Origin of the sequence: Rhizobacter sp., from assembly GCA_021153565.1 — a bacterium.
GTDB lineage: Bacteria > Pseudomonadota > Gammaproteobacteria > Burkholderiales > Burkholderiaceae_C > Albitalea.
Genome location: JAJKJU010000320.1, coordinates 1 through 13,182, shown reverse-complemented (window position 1 = coordinate 13,182; position 13,182 = coordinate 1). Strand labels below are relative to the sequence as shown.

The 13,182-nt window shown below is 63.3% G+C and carries 9 protein-coding genes, 1 pseudogene and 1 riboswitch; of the genes and pseudogenes, 5 read left to right on the top strand and 5 right to left on the bottom strand.

Annotated features, from left to right (window positions below):
- Positions 1 to 61: 61 nt before the first annotated feature.
- The 4 genes from AC30NL_RS19855 to metX all read right to left on the bottom strand — a co-directional run bounded on the left by AC30NL_RS19855 (position 62) and on the right by metX (position 6,483).
- The gene (locus AC30NL_RS19855) at positions 62 to 3,259 is read right to left on the bottom strand and encodes an efflux RND transporter permease subunit (RefSeq protein ID WP_489465713.1); all 3,198 of its coding nucleotides are present in this window, start codon (positions 3,257 to 3,259) and stop codon (positions 62 to 64) included.
- 2 nt (positions 3,260 to 3,261) lie between these two features.
- A complete protein-coding gene (locus tag AC30NL_RS19850; protein ID WP_489465712.1) occupies positions 3,262 to 4,485 on the bottom strand; it encodes an efflux RND transporter periplasmic adaptor subunit in 1,224 nt (407 codons plus the stop codon).
- Between the two features lie 244 nt (positions 4,486 to 4,729).
- Positions 4,730 to 5,317 (bottom strand): methionine biosynthesis protein MetW, encoded by a 588-nt coding sequence (metW, locus tag AC30NL_RS19845; protein WP_489465711.1) that lies wholly within the window; start codon positions 5,315 to 5,317, stop codon positions 4,730 to 4,732.
- On the bottom strand, positions 5,314 to 6,483 hold the full coding sequence (gene metX, locus AC30NL_RS19840) for a homoserine O-succinyltransferase MetX (RefSeq protein ID WP_489465710.1): 1,170 nt from the start codon (positions 6,481 to 6,483) through the stop codon (positions 5,314 to 5,316). Before metX ends, metW begins: the two co-directional genes overlap by 4 nt.
- A 215-nt stretch (positions 6,484 to 6,698) precedes the next feature.
- Positions 6,699 to 6,771, bottom strand: a riboswitch (SAM riboswitch).
- A gap of 807 nt (positions 6,772 to 7,578) precedes the next feature.
- Here metX and AC30NL_RS19835 point away from each other — a divergent pair.
- From AC30NL_RS19835 to AC30NL_RS19815, 5 genes and pseudogenes are all read left to right on the top strand, one after another.
- A complete protein-coding gene (locus AC30NL_RS19835; RefSeq protein ID WP_489465709.1) occupies positions 7,579 to 8,562 on the top strand; it encodes an HlyD family secretion protein in 984 nt (327 codons plus the stop codon).
- On the top strand, positions 8,559 to 9,518 hold the full coding sequence (locus tag AC30NL_RS19830; protein ID WP_489465708.1) for an ABC transporter ATP-binding protein: 960 nt from the start codon (positions 8,559 to 8,561) through the stop codon (positions 9,516 to 9,518). The genes AC30NL_RS19835 and AC30NL_RS19830 overlap by 4 nt, the downstream gene beginning before the upstream one ends.
- Positions 9,515 to 10,648: pseudogene (locus AC30NL_RS19825) on the top strand (ABC transporter permease). The gene AC30NL_RS19830 and the pseudogene AC30NL_RS19825 overlap by 4 nt, the downstream one beginning before the upstream one ends.
- 367 nt (positions 10,649 to 11,015) lie before the next feature.
- Positions 11,016 to 11,324, top strand: coding sequence for a hypothetical protein (locus tag AC30NL_RS19820; RefSeq protein ID WP_489465707.1), 309 nt, complete (start codon positions 11,016 to 11,018; stop codon positions 11,322 to 11,324).
- A gap of 398 nt (positions 11,325 to 11,722) precedes the next feature.
- A complete protein-coding gene (locus AC30NL_RS19815) occupies positions 11,723 to 12,367 on the top strand; it encodes a LuxR C-terminal-related transcriptional regulator (RefSeq protein WP_489465706.1) in 645 nt (214 codons plus the stop codon).
- Positions 12,368 to 12,438: 71 nt separating this feature from the next.
- Here AC30NL_RS19815 and AC30NL_RS19810 read toward each other — a convergent pair whose 3' ends face one another.
- Positions 12,439 to 13,056 (bottom strand): glutathione S-transferase family protein, encoded by a 618-nt coding sequence (locus AC30NL_RS19810; protein ID WP_489465705.1) that lies wholly within the window; start codon positions 13,054 to 13,056, stop codon positions 12,439 to 12,441.
- Positions 13,057 to 13,182: the final 126 nt, after the last annotated feature.

The following is a 13,182-nucleotide window of genomic DNA, read 5'->3' as shown; positions in this document are numbered from 1 at the left end:
CGCCTTGCATCGCATCCCTCCCTGTGCCCCCCAAAACGGGAAATTATTCCGGGCCATGTCCTTACTCATGCGAACCACCTGGTGTCGAGGCGGCGGCAGGCGGTGTCGCAACCACGCCGTTGCCGTTGTCGTTGAGTTGACGCGCATACATCTTCCTCTGGCGTTCGCTGCCCTTGAAGAGGCGGCGGACCACGACGAAGAACACCGGCACGAAGAACACCGCGAGCAAGGTCGCGGTGAACATGCCGCCCATCACGCCGGTGCCGATCGCGCGCTGGCTCGCCGAACCCGCCCCACTCGACAACACCAGCGGAAGCACCCCGAGAATGAATGCCATCGAGGTCATCAGGATCGGCCGGAACCGCAGATGCGCGGCGGTGAGCACCGCCTCGATCACGCTCTTGCCCTGCGCATGCAAGTCCTTCGCAAACTCGATGATCAGCACCGCGTTCTTTGCCGACAGCCCGATCACCGTGATGAATCCGACCTTGAAGTAGATGTCGTTGGCAAGCCCGCGCATGCTGGCCGCAAGTACCACGCCCAGCACGCCCAACGGCACAACGAGGATGACCGACAACGGAATCGACCAGCTTTCGTACAAAGCCGCGAGGCACAGGAACACCGCGAGCAGCGAGAAGCCGAGCAGGATGAATGCGGTCGAGCCGGAGAGCTTTTCTTCTCTCGACTGGCCCGTCCATTCGAAGGCGAAGCCAGGCGGAAGCTGGCCCGCGAGCCGCTCCATCTCGTCCATGGCTTCACCCGTGCTGCGGCCCGGGGCGGCTTCGCCGGCAATGCGCATGGTCGGGTAGCCGTTGTAGCGGATGGTCTGCATGGGGCCGGTGATCCAACGGGTGGTCGCGAAGGCCGACAAGGGCACGGGCTGGCCGCGCGCGTTCAAGGCGTTCATGCGCAGCAGGTCGTCGGGCTGCATGCGCGCGGGCGCATCGGCTTGCACGATGACCCGTTGCAGGCGGCCGGCGTTGGGGAAGTCGTTGACGTAGACGGAGCCGAGCGCGGTGGAGATCGTGGCGTTGATTGCATCGAAACTCACGCCCAGCGCATTCGCCTTGTCGCGGTCGATCTCGAGCTGCAGCTGCGAAGCGTCTTCGAGGCCATCCGGCCGCACGCCGGTCAGCAGCTTGCTCTGCGACGCCATGCCCAGCAGTTGATTGCGCGCGGCGACGAGAGCCGCATGGCCGTTGCTGCCGCGATCTTGCAGGCGGAAGTTGAAGCCCGACGAGGTGCCGAGCTCGGGAATCGGCGGCGGGCTCAGGGCGAAGATGAAGGCATCGCGAACCCGCGACAAGGCACCGAACGCACGGCCTGACACAGCCTGAGCGGCGTGGTCCGGGCCCTTGCGTTCGGCCCAGTCCTTGAGCGTCACGAAAGCGAGGCCCGCGTTCTGCCCCTGGCCCGAAAAGCTGAAACCCAGCACGCCGACCATGCTCTGTACTTCGGGCTGCTTGAGCATGAAATCTTCGACCTGTTCCATGGCCTCCCGCGTGCGGTTGAACGTGGCGCCCGGCGGCAACTGCACATTGACGATCATGTAGCCCTGGTCTTCAGAGGGCAGGAAGGAAGCGGGAAGCCGTGCAAAGAAGAAGACCACCACGCCGATGATCGCGGCATACACGATCAGAAAGCGCGCTGCCCGCTTGAGAATGCGTGCAACCCAGCCTTCGTAACGCTTGGCCGTGCGCGAGAAGCCGCGGTTGAACCAGCCGAAGAAGCCGGCCTTCGCATGATGGTGGCCCGCTTCAACGGGTTTGAGCAAGGTCGCGCACAAAGCGGGCGTGAGCGACAGCGCCATGAAGGCCGACAACCCGATGGACGACACCATCACCGCCGAGAACTGGCGATAAATGTTGCCGATCGAGCCCGAGAAGAATGCCAGCGGCACGAACACCGAGATCAGCACGACTGTCACGCCGACGATGGCGCCGGAGATCTGACCCATGGCTTTGCGCGTGGCGGCACGTGGCGGCAGGCCCTCTTCGCTCATGATGCGTTCGACGTTTTCGACCACCACGATCGCATCGTCCACCACGATGCCGATCACGAGCACCATGCCGAACATGGTCAGCACGTTGATCGAGAAGCCAAGCGCGAGCAGCACACCGAATGTGCCCAGCAGGGCGATTGGCACGACGATGGTCGGGATGACCGTGTAGCGCCAGTTCTGCAGGAACAGGAACATCACGAGGAAGACGAGCGCCACCGCTTCGAGCAGCGTTTCGACGACTTGGGTGATTGAAATCTTGACGAAGCGCGAGCTGTCGTAAGGCACGCTGTACTTCACCCCCGGCGGGAAGTAGGGAGACAACTCATCCATGCGTTTGCGGATGGCGGTGGCCGTGCCGAGTGCATTGCCCGAGGGCGACAACTGCACGCCGATGCCGGTCGATGGGCGGCCGTTCAAACGTGCAGACGTGGCATAGGTCTGCGCCCCGAGTTCGACGCGTGCCACGTCGCGCAGTCGCACGGCCGAGCCGTCGGGGTTGGCACGCAGCACGATGTTGCCGAATTGCTCGACGTTGCTCAACTGGCCGTTGACCACCACGGTCGCCGAGATCGTCTGACCGGGCAGGTTCGGCAACTCGCCGATGGTGCCGGAGGAGACCTGCGCGTTCTGCGAACGAATGGCCAGCGCCACGTCGGAGGGCGACAGGTTGAAGCCGACGAGCTTGGCCGGATCGATCCAGATGCGCATGGCACGCTCGGTGCCGAACAACTGTGCCTGTCCCACGCCCGGGATGCGCTGGATTTCGGGCAGCACATTGCGTGACGCGTAGTCGCCGAGCGCGATCGGGTCGTAGGCCGGGTTGTCGGAAGAAAGAATCGTGAAGAGCAGGAAGTTCGACCGCGCCTTGTCCACGCGCACGCCCTGCTGCGTCACGGCCTGGGGCAGGCGTGGGCTGGCGCGGCCCAGGCGGTTTTGCACGTCGACTTGTGCGAGGTCGGGGCTCGTGCCCGGCTCGAAGCTCAATGTGATGGTGCCCGAGCCGTTGGCCTGACTCACCGACTCCATGTAGATGAGGCCGGGTGAGCCGTTCATCTCTTGCTCGATGACGCTGATGACGCTGTCTTCCAGCGTCTGTGCAGACGCGCCGGGGTATACGGCCGACACGACGATGGATGGTGGCGCCACGGGCGGGTACTGCGAGACCGGCAGCTGCGTGATGGCGACGCTGCCAATCACAATGACGAAGAGTGCAATCACCCACGCGAAGATGGGGCGGTCAATGAAAAACTTGGCCATGGTCAGCGAGAGGCTGCTTGCGACGCGGCGGATGTTGCCTGGGATGCGGCACTGGATGCCGCACCGGGCTTCCAGGGCACGGGCTTTACCGGCGTCGGCCCGCGCAGCTTCTGGAAGCCGTCGACCATCACTTGCTCGCCCGGCTTGAGCCCGTCGAGCACGATCCACTCCCCGCCGTGTGCGGCGCCGACCTTGACTGGCCGCGGCGACACTTTGCCGTCGGTCGCGACCACCATCACCGTATCGCCCTGCGACGAGCGTGACACCGCCTGCTGCGGCAAGACGATGCCGTGGTCGGCCTGCGCTTCTTCGAGGCGCACGCGAACGTACATGCCCGGCAACAACACGCCGTCGGGGTTGGGCACTTCGGCGCGCAAGGTGATCTGGCCGGAGGTCGGGTCGACCGTGAGGTCGGAAAACAGCAGTTGACCCGGCTGCGCGTACTCGCTGCCGTCTTCCAGCACCACGCGCACCTGCGCGCTATCGCTGGCAGTGGCGCGCTTGTACTGGCCGCTCGCAAGGCCTTTGCGAAGGCGCAAGACATCGGTGGTCGATTGTGTGAAGTTCACATACATCGGGCTGATCTGCTGCACGACGGCCAACTGCGTCGCTTCACCCTGGCCAACCAGCGCGCCCTCCGTCACAAGCGCACGCCCGATGCGACCGGAGATCGGCGCGGTGACGTTCACATAGGCGAGATTGATCTGCGCTGTCTGCACTGCAGCTTGACCCGCGGCCACATCGGCCTTCGCCTGCTGTTGCGCGGTGACAGCGTTCACATAGTCTTGCTTGCTGATGGCGTTGGCTTCAACCAGCGGCTTGAATCGCTCGGCCTGGGCGGTGGCCTGCGCGAGATTGGCCTGCGCCCGCGCGAAGCCCGCCTGCGCGCTTTGCAAAGCAGCCCGATAAGGCGCGGCGTCGATCTGGAACAGCGGTTGACCGGCGCGCACGTCGCTGCCTTCGCGGAACAGCCGCTTTTGCAGGATGCCGGCGGCGCGCGCACGGACCTGCGCGACACGCGATGCTTCCAGGCGGCCGGGCAATTCCGTGACGAGCCCCACTGGGCGCGGCGTGGCGACGACAACGCCAACTTCAGGTGGCGGCATGCCGCCACCCGGCGGCCCGCCTGCGGGCGCTGCGCCGTCCTTTGCGCTGCAACCTGCCAGCACCATCGAGAGCACCACCACGGCCGACACAACGGTCGCGGGCTTGATCAGCACAGGCATGCAAGACCCCTTTGGGAGATGCCACGGCGTCCGTGGCGAGACGCGCGGATGGCGTGGTACTTCATTGTTTGGTCGCGGCATAGGTCCTTCAGGAGAGGCCACTCGGCTTGCTTTTTTCTCTGGAAGCTGGAGATGTATTGGGTGAGCGGCGCGAAAGAATAGCGGTGCATAGCGACAGATGACGTCGCAAGCTTCTTATCCTTGTCGAAATGGTGGGCAAACCGCGCGCAGCACTGCCCGCCGATCATCCGCCGCGATCGAACTTGAAGACCGCGACGCTGGCCATCAGGTTCGGGAGTGTCCGCACTGCCTCGCCCTTCTGGATGCCAAATGAGTCGAGCACGCGCAGCCCGCCCTTTCGCGCCAGCACTTCGAAGTCGGCATACGTGCCGACTCGGATGTTTGGCGTGTCATACCACTGATACGGCAGCGTGCGCGTCACTGGCATGCGGCCCACGATGACGTGCAGGCGGTTGGGCCAGTGTGCGAAGTTTGGAAAGCTCACGATGCCGATGCGCCCGACCCGCGCCGTCTCGCGAAGCATTTTCTCGGTGTTGCGAAGGTGTTGCATCGTGTCGAGCTGCAGCACCACATCGAAGCTCTGGTCTTCGAAGAGAGCCAGCCCCTCTTCCAGGTTGAGCTGGATGACGTTGACGCCGCGCCGCGTGCAGGCCAGTACGTTCTCGTCGCTGATCTCAACGCCGTAGCCGGTGCACTGCCGCGTGTCGCGCAGCAGAGCGAGCAGTTCGCCATTGCCGCAGCCGAGATCGAGCACGCGCGAGCCGTGGGGCACCAGCTCGGCGATGAGTTCCATGTCCTTGCGATCGCTCATCTCGCCACTCCCTTGAAGGCCATCACAGGCTTCACGTCCGCGGTCTCCTTGGCGATGTTGTCGAAAGTTGCACGCAGCAGGTTGTGGTACCTCGGATCGTCGAGCAAGAACGCGTCGTGCCCATGCGGTGCCTCGATTTCTGCATAGCTCACGCGATGTTTGTTGTCGAGCAGCGCCTTCACGATCTCGCGTGAACGTGCCGGCGAGAAACGCCAGTCGGTCGTGAAACTCACGAGCTGGAACTGGCACGTCGCCTTGGCGAAGGCGGCAGTCAGATCGCCGTGGTGATCGCGCGCCGGGTCGAAGTAGTCGAGCGCCCGGGTGATCAGCAGGTAGGTGTTTGCGTCGAAGTAGTCGCTGAACTTGTCGCCCTGGTAGCGCAGGTAGCTTTCGATTTCGAACTCGATGGCCTGTGTGCTGTAGTTGAGCGTGTCGGCCTTCATGCAGCGGCCGAATTTCTCCTCCATCGCGTCGTCGCTCAGGTAGGTGATGTGGCCGATCATGCGCGCCACACGCAGGCCGCGCTTTGGGATCACGCCGTGTTCGTAGAAATGCCCGCCGTGGAAGTCCGGGTCGGTCACGATGGCGCGCCGGGCCACTTCGTTGAACGCGATGTTCTGTGCCGACAGGTTGGGCGCCGTCGCGATCGCGATGCAGTGGCGCAGCCGGTCGGGGTAGCGCAGCGACCAGCCCAGCGCCTGCATGCCCCCGAGGCTGCCGCCCAGCACCGCGGCGAGCTGCGTGATGCCCATTGCATCGAGCAGGCGCGCCTGCGCATCCACCCAGTCCTCCACGGTGAGAACCGGAAAGTCAGCGCCGTAGGGCTTGCCTGTGACCGGGTTGATGTGCATCGGACCGGTCGAGCCGAAGCACGAGCCGGGGTTGTTGACGCAGATGACGTAGAACCGATGGGTGTCGAGCGGCTTGCCTGGGCCAACCAGGTTGTCCCACCAGCCGACGCTCTTTTCCGCGCCCTGGTGGGTGCCTGCCACGTGGTGCGAGGCGTTGAGGGCGTGGCACACGAGCACGGCATTGCTCTTGTCCGCATTGAGCGTTCCGTAGGTCTCATAGACCAGCGTGTAGTCGCGCAACTGCGCGCCGCTTCGCAGCGGCAGGGGCTCGGCGAAGTGTCGCGACTGCGGCGCGACGATTCCTACTGATTGCATGGGATGTTGATCCGCTTAGGATTTGGCCCGGAAGAAGTTTCCGGTTTGGGGGGCGCTGGGCGGGATGCGATGCAAGGCGCTCCTCACTTGTGTGGCGCGCCACACAAGTGAGGAGCAACGCCGCAGCGCGCCCGCCCAGCGCCCCCAAACCGGGAAATTGTTTCGGGCCAAATCCTTACCCAAGAAAAAACCCGGCGCCGCCAAAGCGGGACACCGGGTGCTGGGTCCTGTCTTTAGCTGGTTTTATAGAGCGCCCGCAAGCCGGAACAAATCAGCGCTGGGCGGGAGTGTAGCCGGGAAGCGGTGTCTGGAGGCGGCACACAGTTCACGCGGGGTGCGATTCAAACTGATGTGAGCAGCCATCAACACCCGTTCGCCCTGAGGTATCGAAGGGCTTGTGGAGCGTCGGGATGGGGCTTCGGCACCTCGGAGGCTGAGAGTTTTTCGATCATGCCCGCTCATCACGCCAAGAGCCCCCTGCTCGTCGTTGCAAATGCTCGCCATAGCCAAGCTATGGCTGCGCTTTGCGCCTAGATCAGGCGCCTTTTTTGACATGCTGCTCGGACACGTTCGAAATACTCTCAGCCTCTCAGCCTGAACGGAAATCGGTGTTCGCAACCTAAAGCGTACACATCAGTTTGAATCGCACCCGTTCACGCGGGCAAACCCAGCAACCTGACCCGTAGTCGCACGGCTGGGGGCGCCCTTTTATTTCAACTACCCCGCATCTCACCACCCGTTCCTCATCATCCCGTTCGGGCTGAGGTATCGAAGCCCTCGTCGCGTGGAAGTGATCTCCGCCGGACGAAGCTGTCGAAGGTCGCGTTTCGACAGGCGCAATCTGAAAGGACATTGGTTAGCGCAACGAGGGCTTCGATACCTCAGCCCGAACGGAGTGTGGGATGGTGAGGAATGGGATGGTGAGATATGCGATGGTGAGGCATGGGCAATTGAAAGATGAAACCTGCTCGACCCTTGAATAGACACCACTTGCCGAAACGGGTGACTCGACTAACCATGCATGGCCTGTTCCTGCAAGCGCCTCGACCTCGCGATGCTGCCGGCAGGCTGCTGCTGCAAAGCCAAGGAGTCGCCATGTTGAATCTGATCCACAGAATCCAGCTGCTCGTCGGCGCGCTCGCTCTGGTTGCATTGACCACGTCCTGCATGCACAAGACCGAGTCCAGCTGGTCCGGCTATGTCGAAGGCGATTATGTCTACGTGAGCTCGCCCGTTGGCGGCACCCTGCAAGACCTGTCGGTTCGCCGAGGTCAAACCGTCGATGCCGGTGCGCCGCTCTTCCGTCTCGAATCTGAAAGTGAAACCGCTGCCCGGGAAGAAGCTGCCGCTCGGGCGGTCGCGGCGCAGGCCGAGGCTGCTAATACCACCAAGGGGCGTCGTCCCGACGAGCTCGCCGTCACCGATGCGCAGCTCAAACAAGCGCAGGCAGAGGCTGAGCGCGCGGCGACCGAATTCGCACGCCAGCAAAAGCTCCTCGCGCAAGGGTTCATCTCGCAATCCCGGCTCGACGATGCCCGCACGACGGTCACCGAGACTGGGCAACGCGTTGCCGAATTGAATGCCGCCCTTCGTGTGGCCCGCCTGCCGGCGCGAGAAGACGAGCGCGTGGCGGCCAGGGCGAGCGCGCAGGCCGCGCAGCAGGCCTTGCGCCAGAGCGAGTGGCGCACGCGACAAAAGCTGCAGAGCTCGGCCACGAAGGGATTGGTCGCGGACACCTTCTTCCGCGTCGGCGAATGGGTGCCTCCGGGGCAGCCGGTCATCTCCCTCTTGCCGCCGGCATCGACGCGGGCACGCTTTTTCGTGCCCGAGAGCGAAGTCGCCTCGCTCGCACCGGGCCAGGCTGTGACCTTGCATTGCGATGGATGCGCCACGCCCATCAACGCGCGCGTCGAGTTCATCGCAACGCAGGCGGAATACACGCCGCCGATCATCTATTCCAACTCGCAGCGTTCGCGGCTTGTCTTCATGGTCGAAGCCCGTCCGCAGGGCGATGACGGTGCTCGCCTCAAGCCCGGCCAGCCGATTGACGTGCGACGCGCGGCCGGTGCCAAGTCATGACGCAGTCGTCAGACGGCTGGGCCATCGATGTGCGCGGCCTGACCAAGCGCTATGGGCCGCGCACCGTCGTCGATCACGTCGACCTGAAAGTTCGCACCGGCCGCATCTGCGGCTTCCTGGGCCCTAACGGTAGCGGCAAGACCACCACCATCCGAATGCTGTGCGGCTTGCTCACCCCCGATGAGGGGGAAGGCAGCTGCCTCGGGCTCGACATCAGGAAGCAGGCCATCGATATTCGTCGTCAGGTCGGCTACATGACGCAGAAGTTCGGCCTCTACGACGACCTGTCCATCCGCGAGAACCTCGACTTCGTGGCACGGCTGTTCGAATTGGCCAATCGAGAGGAGGCGGTCAACGGCGCATTGCAACGACTCGGCCTCGTCGAGCGGCAAGATCAGCTCGCGGGGACACTGTCCGGCGGATGGAAGCAGCGTCTCGCACTCGCGTCCTGTCTGATCCACCAGCCGCGTCTCTTGCTGCTGGACGAACCGACGGCGGGTGTCGACCCGAAAGCAAGACGCGATTTCTGGGACGAGATCCACCGCCTTGCCGCGCAAAGCATCACAGTGCTTGTGTCCACGCACTACATGGACGAAGCCGAACGATGCCACGAGCTGGTCTACATCGCCTATGGCAAGACGCTCGCCCGCGGCACGGAGCGCGAGATCATCGAGCAATCGAAGCTGCACGTGTGGGCGGTGGAAGGCGAAGGCGCCGCCGCGCTGGTCGAGCCCTTGAAGACGGCGAACGGCGTGTTGAGCGTGGCGGCCTTTGGCAACTCGCTGCATGTCGCGGGGCGGGACGACACCTTGCTCGAAACGGCTGTTTCACCGTACAGGAACAATCCCGGCCTGGTATGGCACCGCGCCGAGCCCAACCTCGAAGACGTGTTCATCAGCCTCATAGGGGATGCGCGGGACAACTTCGCGCCATCGAAAGCAAAGACGGCAGCATGAGGGCCTTCTCTGCCCATCGCACGCTCGCGATCTTCATCAAGGAGTTCCAGCAGCTGATGCGCGATCGCCTGACTTTCGCGATGGCGATCGGTGTGCCCATCCTGCAGCTCGTGCTCTTCGGCTATGCGATCAACACCGATCCCAAGGGTCTGCCGACGGTCATCGTGTCTCACGACAACAGCCCCATGTCGCGCAGCCTCTCGGCTGCCTTGCAGAACACCGGGTACTTCCGCGTCACCCATCAAAGCGAGAGCGAGGTACAGGCCTAGTCGCTGCTCGAGGCCGGCGAGGTCCAGTTCATGGTGAGCATCCCGCCCGATTTCGGTACACGCGTCGTGCGCGGCGAGAAGCCCGCCATCCTCGTGGCGGTGGACGCCACCGATCCGTCGGCTTCGGGCAACGCGATCGCTGCACTCGGTCAAGTCGCGCAGCAAGCCTTGCGCGCCGACCTCGTCGGGCCGCTTCGGTCCTTGCAGCCTGGAGCCCAGCCGTTCGAGCTGCGCGTGCATCGGCGCTACAACCCCGAGGGCCTGTCGCGCTACAACATCGTGCCCGGCCTCATCGGCACCATCCTCACGATGACGATGGTGATGCTCACTGGACTCGCAATGACACGCGAAAGAGAACGCGGCACCATGGAAAACCTGCTCGCCACACCTGTGCGGCCGGTGGAGGTGATGATCGGCAAGATCCTGCCCTACATCGTCATCGGCTACATCCAGCTTGCAGTCATCCTCATCGCCGCCTTCCTGCTCTTCGAGGTGCCCATGGTTGGCAGCTTCACCTTGCTGATGACGATGATCGGCGTCTTCATGCTCGCCAACCTGAGCGTGGGCTTCACCTTCTCGACACTCGCAAAGAACCAGTTGCAGGCGATGCAGATGACTTTCTTCTTCTTCCTGCCCTCGATGCTGCTGTCGGGCTTCATGTTCCCCTTTCGTGGCATGCCTCGGTGGGCGCAGTGGGTGGGAGAAGCTTTGCCATTGACGCACTTTCTGCGCATCGTTCGGGGCATCATGCTCAAGGGCAACGACGCGGTGCAGTTGCTGCCCGAGCTGTGGCCGATGCTGGCGTTTCTTGCAGTCGCGGGAAGCGTGGCCTTGGCGCGCTATCGTCAAACCCTGGACTGAAGAGGCGAACCTTTCGATCATGCCCTCTCATCACGCCAAAAGACCGCTGCTCGTCGGTGCAACTGCTCGCCGTAGCCCGGGCTACAGCGAGCAGTTGCGCCTGGATCAGGCGTCTTTGGGACGGCGAGAAGACGACCGAGAGTCAGCGGGCGTCGATCTCGATCATGACTTTGGTCGTCGCATTCATCGATGACAAGGGCGTGTGTAGGACGTAATTACCCGCTCTTGCACCAAGTTGCAGCTCTCGCCAAAGCCTCCCTCTACGATCATTCTTCACTGCTCACGGCAGGGCTCTCTGTCTTGCCTGTGCGTGATGCGCCGGTCCCGTTGGGCCGTGCGTCCAACCCAAGAGAGGACTTATATCCATATGAAGCATGCAAAGACCGCGCTTGCCGCACTGATCGCCACCGCCTTCATGGGCACTGCCGCGTTTGCAGAAACCAATGCGTCGACAGCCCCGGGCGCCACGACCGTCAAGCCTGAAGTCACAGCTCCGGCAACGGCGCCAACCGGCGCTGACGTGAAGGCGGATGCCAAGGCCACTGCCGCGAACCAAGGGGCGAAGAAGCAGCCCAAGGCCGCAGACGTCAAGGACGACACCAAGGCCGACGCCAAGGCCGCGACGCCATCAGGCGACACCGCGAAGGGCGACGCGGAACTGAAGGTCAAGCGCTGATCGTTGTTTCCGTCTGAAGCGGGCGATGCCTCAGGGCATCGCCCGCTTCATTTGAAATGCAATCCCGGCAATCAAACACACGTCCACGCAGGGCGGCGCAGCTGCCATGCGCCTAGACCCCTTCGAGGGACGTTCAATGGCGAGGTGACTGCCTCGCACATCGTGCGTCACTGCAGCGACCATGAGGTGAAGCTACTCGCCCCCCTGCTGCCCTTCGTTCGCAAGTGTGCCCTGCTCGAAGGCGACATGCCTCATTCGGTGTTCCGCCTCCCGCACAGCTTTGCTGCCTCCCCCTGAATGCGGGGTGATGTGCCGAGCACCCCGAAGTCGCGGGGGTGCGGCATGTCAATCGCCTGAAAGAATGCACTCGTACCTTCAGCTACGAGAACAACTATTTCATGAGCACAGTCGTCCTGATGCACGCCGACCTGAACTTGGCGCATCACTTGCGCGACGTCATCGCTGCTCAGCCCGGGTTCGAAGTGACGGGCGTCGCAAACAACTTCGCTACGCTGCGCGAAGTCTGCAACCCCGGAATGCCCGATCTGCTGATCGTGGATCTGATGCTTGCGCCGACACACATCAAGTCATTGCTTCAGGGGCTGCGGGGCCAGGGGAGCTTTGGTCCGCCCCTCATCCTTGCGCTTGCGGTGTCGGTGGACGATGCTCGGCTCATGGATGCGCTGCGTCATGGGGCCGACGGCTACTACGCGCATGCGCGTCCGACCGCGTCGCTGATGACAGCCATCGAGCAGTTGCTGAACGGCGAGTCGACCATGTCGCCGCAGATTGCCCGGCAGGTGAAAGCGCATTTCGACGACTTGGCATGGACGGAGTCCGATATCGTCGGCGAGTCGCAGAGTTCCTTGCACTTGACCGAGACGGATCGCCTGCTGCTGCAGTGGACGGCGGACGGCTATCTCGTCAACGAGGTTGCGCGCGGATTACGGCTCACGCCGGAGGCGGTCGGGGTGCGCATCCGGCACATTTACCGCAAGCTGCAGTTCGATCTGCGGGCGGGGGCGTTGTCCTTGGCTGCTTGAACCAGCCTGGATGAAATCCGGACTGGTCCGTACCCCCAACACACATTCCCGGATTTCATCCGGGGCTCAAATCAAGCCACAGGCGGCACGGTGTCGATGAAACTCTGCCGTTGAGACAGCTTTTCGTTCAGCTTCGCCAAGTTCGGATGCCGGCTGCGCCAATCGATCTCAGGGAACCTGAAGTCCAGGTAACCCAATGCACAGCCCACCGCGATGTCCGACAGCGAGAAGTGAATTCCCGAGCAGAATGGCTTGTCGCCCAGGCCCTTGCTCATCGCCGCCAGCGCCGACGTCACCTTCAGCATCTGCCGATCGATCCAGGCCTGGCTGCGCTCTTCTTCCGTGCGCCCGCCCCAGGTGCGTTCGAGACGCGCGAGGACGGAGGCGTCCAGCAGGCCGTCGGCCAGCGCCTCCCAGGTGCGCACCTCCGTGCGTTCACGCCCGCGTTCGGGAATCAGCCGTCCTACGGGCGAGAGCGTGTCGACATACTCGACGATCACTCGCGAATCGAAAACCGCTTCGCCGCCCTCCATCACCAGGCAAGGCACCTTGCCGAGGGGGTTGGACTGCAGGATCTGGTCGGCAGCCCAGACGTCCTCGAGTTCGAGCTGGTAGTCCAGCCTCTTCTCCGCCATCACGATGCGGACCTTGCGCACGTAAGGGCTGGTGAGCGAGCCGATGAGTTTCATTTTGGTGGTCCCTGTTCGATTTCATTCTAGCGAAGGGATCGCCTTGCACGATGGTAGAGTTTGCCGAGAAGACCCCGCCCATTCTTTAGGATTTGGCCCGGAATAAGTTCCCGTTTTGGGGGCGCT